Source organism: Burkholderia sp. Bp9142 (genome assembly GCF_003853415.1).
Taxonomy (GTDB): Bacteria; Pseudomonadota; Gammaproteobacteria; order Burkholderiales; family Burkholderiaceae; genus Burkholderia.
In genome coordinates this window covers 66019-83912 of the sequence record NZ_QTPP01000035.1, presented here as the reverse complement: position 1 = coordinate 83912, position 17894 = coordinate 66019, and the positions used below count along the sequence as shown (strand labels likewise).

Below are 17894 nucleotides of genomic sequence, written 5' to 3'. Positions count from 1 at the left end.
TCGCTCGGCGGGATCGGCGGCACGAACTTCACGCCGATCATCAACGCGCCGGAAGTGGCGATCCTCGGGTTGTCGCGCGGCCAGATGAAGCCGGTGTGGGACGGCAAGCAGTTCGTGCCGCGGCTCACGCTGCCGCTGTCGCTGTCGTATGACCATCGCGTCATCGATGGCGCGGAAGCCGCGCGGTTCAATGCGTATCTCGGCGCGTTGCTTGCCGATTTCCGTCGCATCATTCTTTGATGAGCGGGGAGTGGGCTCGCGGGGGCGTGGGTTTTTTGGTTTGTTATCCACGCTCTGTCGTTGAACCTGTTTTGCTAACGGTCTATTAGCGTCGCCCCTGCGCGGGGCGGCGGTCACTTTTCTTTGTCTTCCAAAGAAAAGTAACCAAAAGAAAGGCGCGTCCTTGGGCGGACGGCAAAGGTGGTCCTGCCCAGGTTCGCGCTCTCTTGTCAGGCCGTCGTTGCGGGTTCTTTCTGCGGGTCTCTCCCTCTCTGTCTGCAGCTAATCAAGAAGGGGACAGTAATGAGTCTCATCGAAGTCAAGGTTCCGGATATCGGCGATTTCAGCGGCGTCGATGTCATCGAAGTCAACGTGAAGCCGGGCGACGTGATCGAAAAAGAGCAAACGCTCATCACGCTCGAATCGGACAAAGCCTCCATGGAAGTGCCCAGCGACGTCGCCGGCACAGTCAAGGAAATCAAGATCAAGGCCGGCGACAAGGTCTCGCAAGGCACGGTCATCGCACTCGTCGAAGCAGCGGCAGGCGCCGCCGCACCCGCGAAGGCACCGGAGCCGGCCAAGCCCGCAGCGGCTGCACCGGCACCGGCGGCCGCCGCCCCGGCACCCGCGCCGCAAGCCGGCAGCTACAGCGGCTCCGCCGACATCGAATGCGACATGCTCGTGCTCGGCGCCGGCCCCGGCGGCTACTCGGCCGCGTTCCGCGCAGCGGACCTCGGCATGAAGACGGTGCTGGTCGAACGCTACTCGACGCTCGGCGGCGTATGCCTGAATGTCGGCTGCATCCCGTCGAAGGCGCTGCTGCACACGGCACTCGTCGTCGAGGAAGCCGAGGCGCTCGCGGCGCACGGCATCTCGTTCGGCAAGCCGGAAGTCGATCTCGACAAGCTGCGCGACTTCAAGGGCGGCGTCGTCAAGAAACTGACGACGGGCCTCGCCGGCATGGCGAAGGCGCGCAAGGTCGACGTGGTCACCGGCGTCGGCGCGTTCATCGATCCGTATCACATGGAAGTGCAGGGCGAAAACGGCAAGAAGGTCGTCAAGTTCAAGCAGGCGATCATCGCCGCGGGCTCGCAGGCCGTGAAGCTGCCGTTCATGCCGGAAGACCCGCGCGTCGTCGATTCGACGGGCGCACTCGAACTGCGCCAGCTGCCCAAGCGCATGCTCGTGATCGGCGGCGGCATCATCGGCCTCGAAATGGCGACGGTGTACGCGACGCTCGGCGCCGAGATCGACGTGGTCGAAATGATGGACGGCCTGATGATGGGCGCGGACCGCGATCTCGTGAAGGTCTGGGAAAAGTACAACGCGAAGCGCTTCGGCAACGTGATGCTGAAGACCAAGACGGTCGGCGCGGAAGCCAAGGAAGACGGCATCTACGTGAAGTTCGAGGGCGAGAAGGCGCCGGCGGAAGCGCAGCGCTACGACCTCGTGCTGGTCGCGGTGGGCCGCAGCCCGAACGGCAAGACGATCGGTGCCGACAAGGCAGGCGTCGCCGTCACGGATCGCGGCTTCATCGACGTCGACAAGCAGATGCGCACGAACGTCCCGCACATCTTCGCGATCGGCGACGTCGTCGGCCAGCCGATGCTCGCGCACAAGGCTGTGCATGAAGGCCACGTCGCGGCGGAAGCCGCGCACGGCGAGAAGGCGTACTTCGACGCGCTGCAGATCCCGTCGGTGGCGTACACGGATCCGGAAGTGGCGTGGGCCGGCAAGACGGAAGACCAGTGCAAGGCCGAAGGCATCAAGTACGGCAAGGCCGTGTTCCCGTGGGCCGCTTCGGGCCGCGCGATCGCGAACGGCCGCGACGAAGGCTTCACGAAGCTGATCTTCGACGAGGAAACCCATCGCGTGATCGGCGGCGGCATCGTCGGCCTGAACGCGGGCGACCTGATCAGCGAAGTGTGCCTGGCCGTCGAGATGGGCGCGGACGCGGAAGACATCGGCAAGACGATCCATCCGCACCCGACGCTCGGTGAATCGGTCGGCATGGCCGCCGAACTGTACGAAGGCGTCTGTACGGACCTGCCGCCGCAACGCAAGAAGTAACGCAATCGGCACGGCCGGCCTCGCGCCGGCCATGAAAAACGCCGCCGCCCGGGACACCCGGACGGCGGCGTTTCTTTTGTCCGTGTCGCGCCAACGCACCGACGACCGGATGCACGGATGTTCACGCGCCGGAAACAAAAAAGCCGCGCAGTGCGCGGCTTTTTCAGGAGCAGGGGACGCTTACGCGGCCGGCTTGCTCGAACGGCGCGATGCAGCAGCGCTGGCAGCCTTCGTCGCGACAGCGGCAGCCGCGTTGAAGTTCGTTTCGGCGATCTCGACGGCTTGCTTCGCAGCCTTCTGGACCGTTTCGTACGTGGTGTTCGCAGCGTTCAGTGCCGACTTCAGCGCGGCAACAGCCGTTTCCGAACCGGCCGGGGCGTTCTTCGCGACGTTGTCGACGAGGGCCTGGACCTTCTTGTTCTGCTCTTCGAATTGCGCTTCGGCAACCTTCGCGAACTCGGCTTGCGTCGCCGACGCGATTTCATACAGGTGACGGCCGTACGACAGCACCTTTTCCGCGACCGGTTGCGACAGGCTCGCTTGCAGCGCGATCAGTTCCTGTGCGTCCTTCACCGACAGCAGGCGCTGTGCGTTTTCCTGGCTCTCCGTCAGCGTCGACTTCACGACCTGCAGGTTCAGTTCGATCAGCTTTTCGACGCCTTCGAACGCCTTGGTCGTCAGACCGAACAGGCTTTCGAGGTTGGCTTTCTGTGCGGCGGCGATTTGCTCGGGGGTCAGCAAGGACATGTCAAGCTCCTGAAAAGCGATCGCGTCGATCGCAGGGTAAAGGGCACTACGCTGGGGAATCTCGGATGTGCGCGCTTTGTGCGACGCAGCAATGAGTCGTATTTTAGGGCAGAGAAAACAGTTGTCAAGCACTTTTTGTGCGTTGCACAATCGCGACAAATTATCGATAAAACAACAAGTTATCGCGGTCGTTCGGAATCGGTTTCACGCGCGATCCCACATGGTGCGCACCGGGCAGGGGCAGGCACGGCATTCCATGATCATGCACAGGTAAACCTGACAGGGGTGTGGAACGTTATGCTTCTGTTCCTGTCGAAGAGCGCACCGTTTCAATGCGCGCGCCGTGGCGATGGGCCGCCGCCGCGGCCGAGACCTGTGCCACAGGCACGCCGAGCGCCGGATACGTACTTTCCCCGCTTTAAATCGTCGCCGAAGTGACGTTATCTCAATTAACCGTGTGGTAATCGGGAGACGGGTGCTGTCGGGCAGCGCATCCCATGAATTTTTTCGATGGGAGCGGGAAGGTTGATCGACTCATGGTCGGGCGACCCTTACATTCCGGTTTAACGACGATCGGTAAGTGCCTAATATTGCTCTTTTTTTCAGCTTTAACTACACTTGCGGAAACTCCGCCCGCTTTGTCCAGACCCCAATGAAAGCCGAATCGTTTTCACCGCGCAGATTGTTGCAGAGCATGACGCTCGGCACGGCTGTCTCGGTCGCCGTCGCCTTGCTGGCGACCGCCGCGTCCGTCACGCCCGCTGACGCCTTTGCCGCCACTGCGAACACTCACCAGGCCGCCAAGAAAGCCGCTTCCGCTTCGTCCACGAAGAAGAAGGTGAAGGCCGCCTCCGCAAAATCCGCCAACGTTGCGTCGGCCGATGCGCCTAAGGCATCGCGCAAGCGCGCGACGCTCGCGTCGAACGTGCACGGCCATCGCGGCGCGGTGCGCAAGGTGGCGTTCCAGCCGCGTCGCCCGACGGTCGGTCAGGCATTCGGCCTGCACGACACGCCGGACGCACTGGCGCTGCGCTCGAGCGTCGCGTACGTCGTCGACCAGAACACCGGCGAGCCGCTGTTCGACAAGAATTCGCACGCGGTCGTGCCGATCGCGTCGATCTCGAAGCTGATGACGGCGATGGTCGTGCTCGACGCGAAGGCGCCGATGGCCGACCAGATCGAGGTCACCGACGAAGATCGCGACTACGAGAAGGGTACGGGCTCGCGCCTGTCGGTCGGCTCGGTTCTGTCGCGCGAGGACATGCTGCACATCGCGCTGATGGCGTCGGAAAACCGCGCGGCTGCCGCGCTGTCGCGTTACTACCCGGGCGGCCGTCCGGCCTTCATCGCCGCGATGAACGCAAAGGCGAAGTCGCTCGGCATGAACGACACGCACTTCGAGAATTCGACGGGCCTGTCGAGCTCGAACGTGTCGAGCGCGCGCGACCTCGTGAAGATGGTCAATGCCGCGTACCAGTACCCGATGATTCGCCAGTTCTCGACCGATCGTACATACGACGTCAATACGGGCAAGCGCAACTTGGTCTACAACAGCACGAACGCGCTGATCCGCGGCAACGGCTCGTGGGACATCGGCCTGCAGAAGACGGGCTTCATCAACGAGGCAGGCGAGTGTCTCGTGATGCAGGCGACGATCCATGGCCGTCCCATGGTGCTGGTGTTGCTGGATTCGTTCGGCAAGTATTCGCGCTTCGCCGACGCGGCGCGCCTGCGCAACTGGCTCGACGCCGGCGGCGGCGAGCGCCTGACGGCGGCCAACACGGCGAACGGCGGCACCTGATCGCGCCGCGGCGGTTCGCCGCCGCACCGATCGCTGCAAGGAAAAAGCCCCGCAAAATCGCGGGGCTTTTTTCGTTCGGCCGCCATGCCGCGGGTAGCGCGGCTCACGCGTGCCGCTGCAGCCCTTCCGTATCTTTCGCGGGCGCGGGGCGGTAGCCGAGCGATTCGGAGATGGTCAGGGCGGTGCGGCTCAGCTGGCCGAGCCACGCGTCCTGCAGGCGGTCGGCCGGAGCCGATAGCGACAGGCCCGCGACGAGCTTGCCCGAGTCGTCATAGATGCCGGCCGCGATACAGCGCACGCCCAGCTCCAGTTCCTCGTTGTCGCGCGCGCACGATTGCTGGCGCACGAGCGTCAGCTCGCGCTCGAGCTTCGCGATGTCGGTAATGCTGTTCTGCGTATGGCCGGACAGCCCGGTGCGCGTCGCATAGGCGCGCACGCGCGACGTTTCGTCGACCGCGAGAAACAGCTTGCCGACCGAGGTCAGGTGCAGCGGCGCGCGGCCGCCGATCGCGCGGACGACCTGCATGCCCGAGCGCTCCGAATACGCGCGCTCGATATAGACGATTTCGTCGCCCTGGCGCACCGACAGGTTCACGGTCTGGCCGGTCAGGCGGTGCAGCTCGCGCATCGGCATCAGCGCCGCGTCACGCACCGACAGGCGCGCCTTCACGAGGTTGCCGAGCTCGAGCAGCCGCATGCCGAGCCGGTAGGTGCCGGGATCGGAACGGTCGACGAGGCGGCAGGTCACCATGTCGTTGAGGATACGGTGCGCGGTCGACGGATGCAGGTCGGTGCGCTGCGCAAGCTCCTTCAGGCTGACGGGGTCGCTGTGCGCGGCGAGCGCGTCCAGCAGCCGCATCATGCGTTCGATCACCTGGATCGACGTTTTGGAATCCGGGGTGGGTTGGCTCATGTCGGGGGAGAATCGGTTGACGCGTCAAGCGGTGTTGCGTCGATTGTATCTCGTATCGTGAAAAAAGCGAACGCCGTTCGAGGAAGTCCTCGTTTCCGGCCGTGCGCGCTTGCGTACGCGCCGGCGTTGGTCTTGCCGGCCAAACGGCGGATAATGAGAGCCGTTTTCTCGAAGGAGCGCGTATGCGAGTCGGTTTGTTCGTGACCTGCCTGGTCGACCTGATGCGTCCGGAAATCGGTTTTTCCGCGCTGAAACTGATTCGCGATGCCGGCTACGAGGTGTTCGTGCCGCCTGCGCAAACCTGCTGCGGCCAGCCTGCCTACAACTCGGGCGACCGCGCGCTCGCGCGCGACCTCGCGGAAAAGACGCTGCGCGAGTTCGAGCAGTTCGACTACGTCGTCGCGCCGTCGGGCTCGTGCGGCGGCATGATCCGCGCGCACTACGGCGACCTGTTCCGCGACGACCCCGAACTGATGGGACGCTATGCGCGGCTCCAGCAGAAAGTGTACGAACTGACCGATTTCCTCGCGAACGTCGCGAAGGTGACGCTCGCGCCCGGCGAATTCGCGGGCCCCGTCACCTACCACGACTCGTGTTCGGGCCTGCGCGAGCTCGGCGTGAAGGCGCAGCCGCGCGCGCTGCTCGCGCAGCGCGGCGTGGCCGTCACCGAGATGAAGGACTGCGAGCACTGCTGCGGCTTCGGCGGCACCTTCGCGGTCAAGTACGGCGACATTTCGGCGGCCATCGCGGACGAGAAATGCGCGAACGTGCGCGCCTCCGGCGCGGGCGCCGTGGTGCTCGGCGATCTCGGCTGCATGCTGAACATCGAAGGGCGGTTGCGCCGCACGGGCGACCGCGACACGCGCGTGCTGCACGTCGCGCAGGTGCTGGCGGGCGACGTCTGACGCCCGGTTCCGCTCACTTTTCCCCGATACCGCGATGCAAGTCCAATCGATGCATTTCAAGGCGCGTGCCGGCCAGAAGCTGGCCGACCAGCGCCTGCAGCAGAACCTGAAGAAGCTGTCGAGCAAGTTCGTGTCCGCGCGCGCCGACGCGATGACCGCAATCGACTTCCCGGCGACGCGCGCAGCGCTGAAGGCGCGCCGCAATCGTGCGCTGGAGAACCTCGACGTATGGCTCGAGGCGTTCGAGCGCGAGGCGACGCGGCGGGGCACGACGGTGCTGTTCGCGGAAACGACCGCGGACGCCGCGCGGCTCGTCGCCGACATCGCGCGGCGCCACGACGTGAAGAAGGTCATCAAGACGAAGTCGATGGTGTCCGAGGAAATGCGCCTGAACGCGGTGCTCGCCGAGATGGGCGTGCAGTCGATCGAGACGGACCTCGGTGAGTACATCCTGCAGATCAACGACAACGAGCCGCCGAGCCACATCATCGCGCCCGTCGTGCACAAGGACAAGGACGAGATCGCCGACCTGTTCGCGCGCACGCACCACCGCGAGCGGCTGACCGAGATTCCCGACATGACGCGCGAGGCGCGCGAGGTGCTGCGTCCGCATTTCCTGTCGGCCGACATGGGCGTGACGGGCGGCAACTTCGTGATCGCCGAGACGGGGTCGGTCGCGCTCGTCACGAACGAGGGGAACGAAGGGATGTGCACCGTGATGCCGCGCGTGCACGTCGCGGTGACGGGCATCGAGAAGGTGCTGCCGACGCTCGAGGATCTCGCGACGGCGATGCGTCTGCTGCCGCGCTCGGCGACCGGGCAGAAGACGTCGAACTACTTCTCGCTGCTCACCGGGCCGCGCGGCCCCGGCGACGAGGACGGCCCGGAGCACAACTACGTGGTGCTCGTCGACGGTGGCCGCACGGGGCTGATCGGCGGCGAATTCCAGGAGATGCTGCGCTGCATCCGCTGCGGCGCGTGCATGAACCATTGCCCGGTGTACCAGAAGGTCGGCGGGCACGCGTACGGATGGGTCTATCCGGGCCCGATGGGGTCGGTGCTGACGCCGAGCTACGTCGGTGTCGACCGAGCGCTCGACCTGCCGCAGGCCGCGACGCTGTGCGGCGAATGCGACAGCGTGTGCCCGGCGGGGATCCCGCTGTCGCACCTGCTGCGCACGCTGCGCGAGAAACAGGTCGAGCGGCACCTGCGACCGTGGCGCGAGCGCGCTGCGCTCGCCGCGTGGGGCTTTTTCGCGCGCAGGCCGGTGCTGTACGCGCTGGCGACCAAGCTCGCGGTGCGGGTCCTCGAGCGGCTCGGCGGCAGCGGCGGCACGCTGCGGCGCCTGCCGATGATGGGCGGCTGGATGGACACGCGCGACATGCCGACGCCGACCGGCCGCACGTTCCGCGAACTGTACGCCGCATCGCAAAGTCACCTCGGCTGACGACTGTTCATCGGGCGACAACAGTGCGTTCGCTATTTACACATTTATCTCGATAGGTGCGGTCTATAGAATCTTGCCTGTAGTCCCCGAAATCGGGTTTCGGGGCATGAGGTCAAGGAGCCGCATCATGAGAAAGACAATATCGATGTACTGGCCGCTGGCAATCGTCGTCCCGCTCGCCGCGCTCGCCTATCTGCACGCAATGGCCGACGCGCCGGCGCGTGGTCCGCTCGCCGTGCATCAGGCATCGGCCGAGCTGGCGCGCGCGGTGTCGTTCGGTCTGGTCGACGACGCGACGAAACCGTTGCCGGCCGCATCCGGCGACGTCGTGCTCGCCGCACCCAAGGCGCTGTAAGGCACGCCGCCGTCGCTTTGCACGGCGGCGCGATTTCGGGCGCCTTTGTATAATGGCGCGTTCTTCTCCCTCGCGGTTCTCCGCGGCTTTCCGATAGTGCGATGACCCGCGTTGCGATCTGTTTCGTCTGTCTCGGCAATATCTGCCGTTCGCCCACGGCGGAAGGCGTGATGCGCCACCAGGTGGACGCGGCCGGGCTGGCCGACCGGATCGCGATCGATTCGGCCGGCACCGGCGACTGGCACGTCGGCGAACCGCCCGACACGCGCGCGCAGGCGGCGGCCCGCACCCGCGGCTACGACCTGTCGACGTTGCGGGCGCGGCAGGTGAGCGCGGCGGATTTCGAGCGGTTCGACCTGCTGCTGGCGATGGATGAAGCCAATCTCGCGGAATTGCGCCGGCGCTGTCCGCCCGAGCTTCGCGACAAGGTGCGCCTGCTGATGGAGTTCGCGCCGGGCGCGGCCGAGACCGAAGTGGCCGATCCTTATTTCGGCGGCGCGCAGGGCTTCGAACAGGTGCTCGACCAGGTCGAGCGCGCGTGTGCGGGCCTGCTGGACACCCTCCGCAGCGGCGCCGCACGCTGATCGAGGCAAGGTATTCAGCGTGCTGCGAATACCCTGTCGCAGACATGGATACTTGACTAAAATCGTCAAATATTTATACTTGACCAAAATCGTCAAGATTGCAGTCCCCTAGACACCATGAGACTCACCACCAAAGGCCGTTTCGCCGTCACGGCGATGATTGACTTGGCACTGCGCCAGGAGCAGGGCCCGGTGACGCTTGCAGGCATCAGCCAGCGCCAGCGGATTTCGCTCTCGTATCTCGAACAGCTGTTCGGCAAGCTGCGCAGGCATGAAATCGTCGAATCCGTGCGCGGCCCGGGCGGCGGCTACAACCTCGCGCGCCGCGCGCAGGACGTCACCGTCGCCGACATCATCATCGCGGTCGATGAACCGCTCGACGCCACGCAGTGCGGCGGCAAAGGCACGTGCGACGGCTCGAAGCAGCCCGACGGCCATTGCATGACGCACGAGCTGTGGTCGACCCTGAACCAGAAAATGGTCGAATACCTCGATTCGGTGTCGCTGCAGGATCTCGTCGATCAGCAGCGCGCACGCGAGGGCGCACCTGCGGTGCTGCGCGACCGGCGCACGCCGGAGCCTGTCGCGGCGCCGGCCGAACCGGTGCGCACGATGCCGCTCGGTCCCAATTCGGTGTTCAACATCGCGAGTTCGTGAGCGCGAACGCGCCGCACACCCCATAACGCACATAGTCCCTGCACAGAATACCCGGAGCGACAGATGACCCAAGAGACTCTCCACCTGCCCATCTACATGGATTACAGTGCGACGACGCCGGTCGACCCGCGCGTGGTCGACAAGATGGTGCCGTACCTGCGCGAGCAGTTCGGCAATCCGGCGTCGCGTAGCCACGCGTACGGCTGGGATGCGGAGCGCGCCGTCGAGGAAGCGCGCGAACAGGTGGCCGCACTCGTGAACGCGGATCCGCGCGAGATCATCTGGACGTCCGGCGCAACGGAATCGGACAACCTGGCGATCAAGGGTGCCGCGAACTTCTACAAGGGCAAGGGCAAGCACATCATCACGGTGAAGACCGAGCACAAGGCCGTGCTCGACACCTGCCGCGAGCTCGAGCGCGACGGCTTCGAAGTCACCTATCTCGACGTGAAGGACGACGGCCTGATCGACCTCGACGTGTTCAAGGCCGCGCTGCGCCCGGACACGATCCTCGTGTCGGTGATGCACGTGAACAACGAGATCGGCGTGATCCAGGACATCGAGACGATCGGCGAGATCTGCCGCGAGAAGGGCATCGTGTTCCACGTCGACGCCGCCCAGTCGACCGGCAAGGTCGAGATCGACCTCGCGAAGCTGAAGGTCGACCTGATGTCGTTCTCGGCGCACAAGACCTACGGCCCGAAGGGCATCGGCGCGCTGTACGTGCGCCGCAAGCCGCGCGTGCGCATCGAAGCGCAGATGCACGGCGGCGGCCACGAGCGCGGGATGCGTTCGGGCACGCTGGCGACGCACCAGATCGTCGGCATGGGCGAAGCGTTCCGCATCGCGCGCGAGGAAATGGCGACTGAGAACGAGCGCGTCCGCATGCTGCGCGACAAGCTGCTGCGCGGCCTGTCGCAGATCGAGGAAACGTACGTGAACGGCGACATGGAGCACCGTGTCCCGCACAACCTGAACATCAGTTTCAACTTCGTCGAAGGCGAGTCGCTGATCATGGCGATCAAGGACGTCGCGGTGTCGTCGGGCTCCGCGTGCACGTCGGCGTCGCTGGAGCCGTCGTACGTGCTGCGTGCGCTCGGCCGCAACGACGAACTCGCCCACAGCTCGATCCGCTTCACGGTCGGCCGCTTCACGACGGAGCAGGACGTCGACTACGTGATCAACCTGCTGAACAGCAAGATCGCGAAGCTGCGCGAGCTGTCGCCGCTCTGGGAAATGCACCAGGAAGGCATCGATCTGTCGACGATCGAATGGGCCGCACACTGAACACCGCATTGAATACATTCGCGGGCGGATTTGCGCACGCAGACGTAACGAGTCAAGGAGTCTGAGTCATGTCATACAGCAACAAGGTTCTGGATCACTACGAAAACCCGCGTAACGTCGGTTCGTTCGCGAAGGACGACGACGCGGTCGGCACGGGCATGGTCGGCGCGCCGGCCTGCGGCGACGTGATGAAGCTGCAGATCCGCGTCGGCGCGGACGGCGTGATCGAAGACGCGAAGTTCAAGACGTACGGCTGCGGTTCGGCCATCGCGTCGAGCTCGCTCGTGACCGAATGGGTGAAGGGCAAGACGCTCGACGAGGCGCTGTCGATCAAGAACACGCAGATCGCCGAAGAGCTCGCGCTGCCACCGGTGAAGATTCACTGCTCGATTCTCGCGGAAGACGCGATCAAGGCAGCCGTGGCCGACTACAAGAAGCGCCACGACACCAAGGAAGGCGATCAGGCAGCGGCCTGAGCGGCATCGAGCGGCTTGTGAATGAACGCGGCGGGCCCGAGCGGCGCGCCGCGGCAAGGACATCATGGCAATTACACTGACCGAAAAAGCAGCACAGCACGTCCAGAAATACCTCGTCCGTCGCGGCAAGGGTGTGGGCCTGCGGCTTGGCGTTCGCACGACCGGGTGCTCGGGGCTCGCGTACAAGCTCGAGTATGTCGACGAGCTGGCTCCCGAGGATCAGGTGTTCGAGAGCCATGGCGTGAAGGTCGTCGTCGACCCGAAGAGCCTTGCGTACATCGACGGTACCGAGCTCGACTTCGCGCGCGAAGGGCTGAACGAAGGGTTCAAGTTCAACAACCCGAACGTGAAGGACGAGTGCGGCTGCGGCGAATCGTTCCGCGTGTGACGCGGTCTTCCGCGCGATGCGGGCAAGAGGCGGCACGGGCCGCCTTTTTAATGTGCGGCGTTTGCCGCGCGACGAACCGGAATTGAACGCGACGATGGTTTCGCTGAAAGACAGCCACTTCGATCTGTTTCACCTGCCGGCGCAATTCGCGCTCGACGAGGCGGCGCTCGACAGCGCGTATCGCACGGTGCAGACGCAGGTGCACCCGGACCGCTTCGCGGCGGCCGGCGACGCGCAAAAGCGCATCGCGATGCAATGGGCGACGCGTGCGAACGAAGCCTACCGCACGCTGCGCGATCCGCTGAAGCGCGCGACCTATCTGCTGTCGCTGCGCGGCGTCGACATCGGTGCTGAAAACAACACCGCGATGGAGCCCGCGTTCCTGATGCAGCAGATGGAGTGGCGCGAGGGCATCGAGGATGCCGCGGCCGCCCGCAACGTCGACGCGCTCGATGCGCTGCTCGCCGAACTGCGCGACGAAAAGCGCGTGCGCCTCGAGCGCCTCGGCACGCTGCTCGACAGCGCGGCCGACCAGGCCGCCGCCGAGGCCGTACGCCAGTTGATGTTCATCGAACGGGTCGCGTCGGAAGTGGGCGCGCAGATCGAGCGCCTCGAAACTTAACCGCGTGCCTCGCGGCACGCGCAGCAAACGGGCCGAGCGCCCGAACGAACCAAGATGGCTTTACTGCAAATTTCCGAACCGGGCATGGCGCCGGCGCCGCACCAGCGGCGACTCGCTGTCGGGATCGATCTCGGCACGACGAACTCGCTCGTCGCGGCCGTGCGCAACAGCGTGCCCGAAGTGTTGCCGGACGAGGCGGGCCGCGCGCTGCTGCCGTCGGTGGTCCGTTATCTGGAGAAGGGCGGCCGCCGCATCGGCCACGAAGCGAAGGAGCAGGCCGCGACCGATCCGCGCAACACGATCGTGTCGGTCAAGCGCTTCATGGGCCGCGGCAAGGCCGAGGTCGAAGGCGCGGCGAACGCGCCGTACGAATTCATCGACGCGCCGGGCATGGTGCAGATCCGCACGATCGACGGCGTGAAGAGCCCGGTCGAAGTATCGGCCGAGATTCTCGCGACGCTGCGTTACCGCGCGGAAGACACGCTCGGCGACGACCTGGTCGGCGCGGTGATCACGGTACCCGCGTATTTCGACGACGCGCAGCGCCAGGCGACGAAGGACGCCGCGCGTCTCGCGGGCCTCAACGTGCTGCGCCTGCTGAACGAGCCGACCGCGGCCGCGATCGCCTACGGTCTCGACAACGCGGCCGAAGGCCTCTACGCGGTGTACGACCTCGGTGGCGGCACGTTCGACCTGTCGATCCTGAAGCTGACGAAGGGCGTGTTCGAGGTGCTGGCCGCGGGCGGCGATTCCGCGCTCGGTGGCGACGATTTCGACCACGCGCTGTTCGGCCACGTGCTCGCGCAGGCCGGCATCGACGCGAAGGCGCTCGCGCCCGAGGACGTGCGCCTGCTGCTCGATCGCGTGCGGGTGCTGAAGGAAGCGCTGTCATCCGCGCCGCAAGCGTCGCTCGACGTGACGCTGTCGAGCGGTGCGCGCCTCGTGCAGACGATCTCGCACGACACGTTCGAGTCGCTCGTCGAGCCGCTCGTGCTGCGTACGCTGACGCCGACCCGCAAGGCCTTGCGCGACGCGCAGGTGAGCCCGGCCGACATCAAGGGCGTCGTGCTCGTCGGCGGCGCGACGCGCATGCCGGTGGTCCGCGACGCGGTCGCGCAGTATTTCGGCCAGCCGCCGCTCGTCAATCTCGACCCCGACCAGGTCGTCGCGCTCGGTGCGGCGATCCAGGCCGACCTGCTTGCCGGCAATCGCGGCAGCGGCGACGACTGGCTGCTGCTCGACGTGATTCCGCTGTCGCTCGGCGTCGAGACGATGGGCGGCCTCGTCGAGAAGATCATTCCGCGCAATTCGACGATTCCGATCGCGCGTGCGCAGGAGTTCACGACCTTCAAGGACGGCCAGACCGCGATGGCGATCCACGTCGTGCAGGGCGAGCGCGAGCTCGTCGCCGACTGCCGGTCGCTCGCGCGCTTCGAGCTGCGCGGCATCCCGCCGATGACGGCCGGCGCGGCGCGCATCCGCGTGACCTATCAGGTCGATGCGGACGGGCTGCTGTCGGTGTTCGCACGCGAGCAGCACTCGGGCGTCGAGGCATCCGTCGTCGTGAAGCCGTCGTATGGCCTCGCCGACGACGACATCGCGAAGATGCTCGAGGACAGTTTCAAGACCGCCGAGATCGATATGCGCGCGCGCGCGCTGCGCGAAGCGCAGGTCGAGGCCGAGCGGATGATCGAGGCGACGCAGGCGGCGCTGGCGGCCGACGGCGAATTGCTCGATGAAGCCGAACGCACGCAGGTGGACGCGCTCGTCGCGGCGCTGCGCACGATCGCTCAGGGCGACGACACGGACGCGATCGAAACCGCCACCAAGACACTGGCCGACGGCACGGACGAATTCGCGGCGCGCCGGATGGACAAGAGCATCAAGCGTGCGCTGGCGGGCCGACGGCTCGACGAGATCTGAACGAACGACCTGCACGCGGGCTGGCGACGGCCCGCGTGATATTGAACCGTGCGGCGCCAGCCGCCGCACCCTGACTGACGGAACGGACATGCCTCAACTGGTGGTGCTGCCTCACGTCGAACTGTGCCCGGACGGCGCAGTGATCGACGCGACGCCCGGCAAGAGTATTTGCGACAACCTGCTCGACAACGGGATCGAGATCGAGCATGCATGCGAGAAGTCGTGTGCATGCACGACCTGCCACGTGGTGATCCGCGAGGGCTTCAACGATCTTGAGCCGTCCGACGAGGACGAAGACGACCTGCTCGACAAGGCATGGGGCCTCGAGCCGACGTCGCGCCTGTCGTGCCAGGCGATCGTGACGGAAGATTCGGACCTGGTGGTCGAGATTCCGAAGTACTCGATCAACCACGCGAAGGAAAATCACTGACGGATCGGCGGGCCGGGCAGCGCGCAACGTGCGCGCCGTGCCCCGGTGGACTCGCCGCGTACACGGGAGAGCAGGCCATGAAATGGATCGATTCGCGCGAAATCGCCATCGCGCTGGCAGACAAGCATCCGGACGTCGATCCGCAGCGGATCAATTTCGTCGACCTGCGCCAATGGGTCATCGAGCTCGACGGCTTCACCGATGATCCGGCCCACTCGGGCGAGAAGATCCTCGAGGCGATCCAGGCCCACTGGATCGACGAATCCGACTTCGACGACGAAGACTGAGGTTCGCGCCGGCGCCCGCGCTGCGTTGCTCCCGCAAACGAAAAAGGCTCGTGATGCTTCACGAGCCTTTTTCGTTTCGAGTGCGCTGCGAGAGCCGTCGACGGACGGCCCCGGCGATGCGTGGAGCGTTACGAGCCGACCAGCGTGCCGTTCTCCACACGCACGCGCTGGCCCTGGCCGAACGGCGGCGCGTTGTGGTACGTGAACGTGCGCGTCGCGCCGCTTTCCATCTGGACCTGCACCTGGTAGTCGGTTTCCGCGCGCACCTGCTTCTCGACCTGGTTGCCGGCGAGACCGCCGCCGAGCGCGCCGATGATGGTCATCGCGGTGCGGCCGTTGCCGTGACCGAACTGGTTGCCGAGCAGGCCGCCGGCCGCGGCGCCGCCGACCGCGCCGATTCCCGAACTCTGGCCCGGCGTACGCGTCTGCGTAATCGCGACGACCGTGCCGCAGGTCTGGCAATAGGCCGGCTGCGCGGGTGCGGACGGCTGTTGCGCGTATTGCGGCGGTTGCGGTGCCGGCGCATGGCGGCGGTGCGTTGCCGCCGGGCGCGGCGCGGGCTTGGGTTCGGCTTGTGCAGCCGCCGCCTTCTCGGCAGCCGCCTTCTGCTGCGCGGCCTGTTCGGCTGCCTGCTGCTGCGCTTGCGCGGCCAGCGCGGCGCTGGCTGCCGCGGCCGTATCGACGGCCGGCTGCGACGCGATCAGCGCGGCCTGGGTCTGGCCGTTCTGCGCGTTATTGCTGCTGGCCTTCGGGAAGATGCCCGTGATCGCGGCGGTGGCAGCGAGGCTGGCGACGATGACGGTGCCTGCCGCGGTCGCGATGAGCGGGTGGAGGCGTTGCTTTTGCGGCGTGGTCTGATTCTGGTTGTCCATTTTTCTCTCCGGTGTCGATCCGGCTCGCATGTTGGTGCTGGCCGGATCCCACGCTCGGGAGCGATCAGACTCGGCGTTCCGGCGCCTCGTTCTGGTCCCGTGGTCATGCGTGGTGACGCAACAGGAGTGTCTTCCACGGGCGAGCGGCGCACCGTATCAAGGTGTAACGAATTGCAGCGGGGAACCGGCGGTCGCTACCGGGAAAACCCGGGGAAGGCCGTCGCGACAAGTAGATAAAACGGGGGAGGATCGAGGGCCGGCGGACGCCGGCAGGCGGGATTTACGCGTGGTTACAAAGCCGGCACGTATGCGCCGGCCGCGGGGCGCGACGCATACGTGGGCACGGGCGTCAGTCTTCGCGGCGCAGGTGCGGGAACAGCAGCACGTCGCGGATCGTCGGGCTGTCGGTCAGCAGCATCACGAGACGGTCGATGCCGATCCCGCAGCCGCCCGTCGGCGGCATCCCGTGTTCAAGCGCACGGATGTAGTCGGCGTCGAAGAACATCGCTTCCTCGTCGCCGGCATCCTTCTGCTCGACCTGCTTCCGGAAGCGCGCGGCCTGGTCTTCCGGATCGTTCAACTCCGAGAAGCCGTTCGCGATCTCGCGGCCGGTCATGAACAGCTCGAAACGCTCGGTGATGCCCGGCACCGTATCCGATGCGCGTGCGAGCGGCGACACTTCGACCGGGTAGTCGATGATGTAGGTCGGCTCCCACAGCTGCGATTCGGCGGTTTCCTCGAACAGCGCAAGCTGCAGCGCGCCGATACCGGCGTTCAGGAAGGCCGGCTGCGACACGTCGACGCCGAGACGCTTCAGTTCGGAGCGCAGGAACGCGTCGTCCGACAGCTGGCCATCGGTGTACTGCGGCGCGTACTTCTGGATCGCCTGCGTGATCGTCAGGCGATGGAACGGCTTTGCGAGGTCGAGCTCGCGGCCCTGGTACTGGATCGTCGCGGTGCCGAGCGCATCGATCGCCGCCTGGCGGATCAGCTGCTCGGTGAAGTCCATCAGCCAACGGTAGTCGGTGTACGCGGCGTAGAACTCCATCATCGTGAATTCCGGGTTGTGGCGCGGCGACACGCCTTCATTCCGGAAGTTGCGGTTGATCTCGAACACGCGTTCGAAACCGCCGACGATCAGGCGCTTCAGGTACAGCTCCGGCGCGATGCGCAGGAACATCTGCATGTCGAGCGCGTTGTGATGCGTGACGAACGGCTTGGCCGCGGCGCCGCCCGGGATCGGGTGCAGCATCGGCGTCTCGACTTCCATGAAGTCGGCGTTGTCCATGAAATTGCGGATCGACGCGATGGTCTTGGTGCGCGCACGGAACGTGTCGCGCGTTTCCGGCGTGACGATCAGGTCGACGTAGCGCTGGCGATAACGCATTTCCTGGTCGGCGAGGCCGTGGAACTTGTCCGGCAGCGGGCGCAGCGCCTTCGACAGCAGGCGCAGTTCCTTGCACTGGACCGACAACTCGCCCTTGTTGGTGCGGAACAGCACGCCGCGCGCGGCGACGATGTCGCCGAGGTCCCACTTCTTGAATGCGTCGTAGGTCTCCGCGCCGACGTCGTTCGGCGTCACGAAGAACTGGATCTGGCCCGACCCGTCCTGCACCGTCGCGAAGCTCGCCTTGCCCATCACGCGCTTGAGCATCATGCGCCCGGCAACCGACACCTCGACCGGGTTCGCTTCGAGCGCGGCCTTGTCCGAGTCGACGTATTTCGCCTGGAGATCGGCGGCGTGATGCGTCGGCCGGAAATCGTTCGGATAGGCGATGCCGTGCTCGCGCAGTGCGCGCAGCTTCTCGCGGCGCTCGGCGATGATCTGGTTTTCGTCCGCGGCGACGGCGGGCTGCGTTTGGGTCGGTTCGGTCATGATGGTCGGAATTCGGAGTGGGTGCGGCAACGCAA

Annotated in this window: 19 protein-coding genes; 15 read left to right on the top strand and 4 right to left on the bottom strand. The window is 65.8% G+C overall.

Annotation, left to right across the window (positions count from 1 at the left end):
- Both DIE22_RS29650 and lpdA read left to right on the top strand, forming a co-directional pair.
- Positions 1-240: 2-oxo acid dehydrogenase subunit E2 (locus tag DIE22_RS29650; RefSeq protein WP_185640711.1), on the top strand; the 240-nt coding region annotated here is incomplete at its 5' end.
- A gap of 282 nt (positions 241-522) precedes the next feature.
- Positions 523-2289: a dihydrolipoyl dehydrogenase gene (gene lpdA / locus DIE22_RS29640; protein ID WP_124500734.1), complete on the top strand. Its 1767-nt coding sequence runs from the start codon at positions 523-525 to the stop codon at positions 2287-2289.
- Positions 2290-2469: 180 nt separating this feature from the next.
- On the opposite strand, the gene DIE22_RS29635 is transcribed toward lpdA, so the two are convergent.
- Positions 2470-3036 (bottom strand): phasin family protein, encoded by a 567-nt coding sequence (locus DIE22_RS29635; RefSeq protein WP_124500735.1) that lies wholly within the window; start codon positions 3034-3036, stop codon positions 2470-2472.
- 652 nt (positions 3037-3688) lie between these two features.
- Between DIE22_RS29635 and pbpG the strand changes: the two genes are divergently transcribed.
- Complete coding sequence (pbpG, locus tag DIE22_RS29630; protein WP_124500736.1) at positions 3689-4837, top strand: D-alanyl-D-alanine endopeptidase; 1149 nt, start codon at positions 3689-3691, stop codon at positions 4835-4837.
- 103 nt (positions 4838-4940) lie between these two features.
- Here the strand turns inward: pbpG and DIE22_RS29625 are convergent, their stop codons facing one another.
- Positions 4941-5750: an IclR family transcriptional regulator gene (locus DIE22_RS29625; protein ID WP_057925430.1), complete on the bottom strand. Its 810-nt coding sequence runs from the start codon at positions 5748-5750 to the stop codon at positions 4941-4943.
- A gap of 182 nt (positions 5751-5932) precedes the next feature.
- Here DIE22_RS29625 and DIE22_RS29620 point away from each other — a divergent pair, with 182 nt between their 5' ends.
- The 12 genes from DIE22_RS29620 (at position 5933) to iscX (ending at position 15111) form a co-directional block, all read left to right on the top strand.
- Positions 5933-6655 (top strand): (Fe-S)-binding protein, encoded by a 723-nt coding sequence (locus tag DIE22_RS29620; protein ID WP_124500737.1) that lies wholly within the window; start codon positions 5933-5935, stop codon positions 6653-6655.
- A gap of 34 nt (positions 6656-6689) precedes the next feature.
- Positions 6690-8102, top strand: a complete 1413-nt coding sequence (locus DIE22_RS29615) for a lactate utilization protein B (protein WP_124606645.1) — start codon at positions 6690-6692, stop codon at positions 8100-8102.
- Positions 8103-8229: 127 nt separating this feature from the next.
- Complete coding sequence (locus DIE22_RS29610) at positions 8230-8457, top strand: hypothetical protein (RefSeq protein ID WP_124500739.1); 228 nt, start codon at positions 8230-8232, stop codon at positions 8455-8457.
- Positions 8458-8558: 101 nt separating this feature from the next.
- Positions 8559-9041 (top strand): low molecular weight protein-tyrosine-phosphatase, encoded by a 483-nt coding sequence (locus tag DIE22_RS29605; protein ID WP_124500740.1) that lies wholly within the window; start codon positions 8559-8561, stop codon positions 9039-9041.
- 117 nt (positions 9042-9158) lie between these two features.
- Positions 9159-9698 carry a Fe-S cluster assembly transcriptional regulator IscR gene (iscR, locus tag DIE22_RS29600; RefSeq protein WP_009691731.1) on the top strand — a complete coding sequence of 180 codons (540 nt, stop codon included), beginning with the start codon at positions 9159-9161 and terminating at the stop codon, positions 9696-9698.
- A 63-nt stretch (positions 9699-9761) separates the two neighbouring features.
- Positions 9762-10985: an IscS subfamily cysteine desulfurase gene (locus tag DIE22_RS29595; RefSeq protein WP_124500741.1), complete on the top strand. Its 1224-nt coding sequence runs from the start codon at positions 9762-9764 to the stop codon at positions 10983-10985.
- A gap of 68 nt (positions 10986-11053) precedes the next feature.
- Positions 11054-11461, top strand: a complete 408-nt coding sequence (gene iscU, locus DIE22_RS29590; RefSeq protein WP_009691729.1) for a Fe-S cluster assembly scaffold IscU — start codon at positions 11054-11056, stop codon at positions 11459-11461.
- A 64-nt stretch (positions 11462-11525) separates the two neighbouring features.
- Positions 11526-11849, top strand: coding sequence for an iron-sulfur cluster assembly protein IscA (gene iscA, locus DIE22_RS29585; RefSeq protein WP_011885413.1), 324 nt, complete (start codon positions 11526-11528; stop codon positions 11847-11849).
- A gap of 94 nt (positions 11850-11943) precedes the next feature.
- Complete coding sequence (gene hscB, locus DIE22_RS29580) at positions 11944-12471, top strand: Fe-S protein assembly co-chaperone HscB (RefSeq protein WP_034176899.1); 528 nt, start codon at positions 11944-11946, stop codon at positions 12469-12471.
- 54 nt (positions 12472-12525) lie between these two features.
- The gene (hscA, locus tag DIE22_RS29575) at positions 12526-14394 is read left to right on the top strand and encodes a Fe-S protein assembly chaperone HscA (RefSeq protein ID WP_124500742.1); all 1869 of its coding nucleotides are present in this window, start codon (positions 12526-12528) and stop codon (positions 14392-14394) included.
- 88 nt (positions 14395-14482) lie between these two features.
- Positions 14483-14824 carry an ISC system 2Fe-2S type ferredoxin gene (fdx, locus tag DIE22_RS29570; RefSeq protein ID WP_124500743.1) on the top strand — a complete coding sequence of 114 codons (342 nt, stop codon included), beginning with the start codon at positions 14483-14485 and terminating at the stop codon, positions 14822-14824.
- Between the two features lie 77 nt (positions 14825-14901).
- The gene (iscX, locus tag DIE22_RS29565) at positions 14902-15111 is read left to right on the top strand and encodes a Fe-S cluster assembly protein IscX (RefSeq protein ID WP_124500744.1); all 210 of its coding nucleotides are present in this window, start codon (positions 14902-14904) and stop codon (positions 15109-15111) included.
- A 128-nt stretch (positions 15112-15239) separates the two neighbouring features.
- Here iscX and DIE22_RS29560 read toward each other — a convergent pair whose 3' ends face one another.
- Complete coding sequence (locus DIE22_RS29560) at positions 15240-15983, bottom strand: glycine zipper 2TM domain-containing protein (protein WP_124500745.1); 744 nt, start codon at positions 15981-15983, stop codon at positions 15240-15242.
- 349 nt (positions 15984-16332) lie between these two features.
- A complete protein-coding gene (gene lysS, locus DIE22_RS29555) occupies positions 16333-17859 on the bottom strand; it encodes a lysine--tRNA ligase (protein WP_124606644.1) in 1527 nt (508 codons plus the stop codon).
- Positions 17860-17894 lie beyond the last annotated feature (35 nt).

Bases quoted from the DNA above. Each gene is read 5' to 3' on its own strand.
- lpdA (WP_124500734.1), top strand. From the start codon at position 523: ATGAGTCTCATCGAAGTCAAGGTTCCGGATATCGGCGATTTCAGCGGC.
- DIE22_RS29635 (WP_124500735.1), bottom strand. From the start codon at position 3,036: ATGTCCTTGCTGACCCCCGAGCAAATCGCCGCCGCACAGAAAGCCAAC.
- pbpG (WP_124500736.1), top strand. From the start codon at position 3,689: ATGAAAGCCGAATCGTTTTCACCGCGCAGATTGTTGCAGAGCATGACG.
- DIE22_RS29625 (WP_057925430.1), bottom strand. From the start codon at position 5,750: ATGAGCCAACCCACCCCGGATTCCAAAACGTCGATCCAGGTGATCGAA.
- DIE22_RS29620 (WP_124500737.1), top strand. From the start codon at position 5,933: ATGCGAGTCGGTTTGTTCGTGACCTGCCTGGTCGACCTGATGCGTCCG.
- DIE22_RS29615 (WP_124606645.1), top strand. From the start codon at position 6,690: ATGCAAGTCCAATCGATGCATTTCAAGGCGCGTGCCGGCCAGAAGCTG.
- DIE22_RS29610 (WP_124500739.1), top strand. From the start codon at position 8,230: ATGAGAAAGACAATATCGATGTACTGGCCGCTGGCAATCGTCGTCCCG.
- DIE22_RS29605 (WP_124500740.1), top strand. From the start codon at position 8,559: ATGACCCGCGTTGCGATCTGTTTCGTCTGTCTCGGCAATATCTGCCGT.
- iscR (WP_009691731.1), top strand. From the start codon at position 9,159: ATGAGACTCACCACCAAAGGCCGTTTCGCCGTCACGGCGATGATTGAC.
- DIE22_RS29595 (WP_124500741.1), top strand. From the start codon at position 9,762: ATGACCCAAGAGACTCTCCACCTGCCCATCTACATGGATTACAGTGCG.
- iscU (WP_009691729.1), top strand. From the start codon at position 11,054: ATGTCATACAGCAACAAGGTTCTGGATCACTACGAAAACCCGCGTAAC.
- iscA (WP_011885413.1), top strand. From the start codon at position 11,526: ATGGCAATTACACTGACCGAAAAAGCAGCACAGCACGTCCAGAAATAC.
- hscB (WP_034176899.1), top strand. From the start codon at position 11,944: ATGGTTTCGCTGAAAGACAGCCACTTCGATCTGTTTCACCTGCCGGCG.
- hscA (WP_124500742.1), top strand. From the start codon at position 12,526: ATGGCTTTACTGCAAATTTCCGAACCGGGCATGGCGCCGGCGCCGCAC.
- fdx (WP_124500743.1), top strand. From the start codon at position 14,483: ATGCCTCAACTGGTGGTGCTGCCTCACGTCGAACTGTGCCCGGACGGC.
- iscX (WP_124500744.1), top strand. From the start codon at position 14,902: ATGAAATGGATCGATTCGCGCGAAATCGCCATCGCGCTGGCAGACAAG.
- DIE22_RS29560 (WP_124500745.1), bottom strand. From the start codon at position 15,983: ATGGACAACCAGAATCAGACCACGCCGCAAAAGCAACGCCTCCACCCG.
- lysS (WP_124606644.1), bottom strand. From the start codon at position 17,859: ATGACCGAACCGACCCAAACGCAGCCCGCCGTCGCCGCGGACGAAAAC.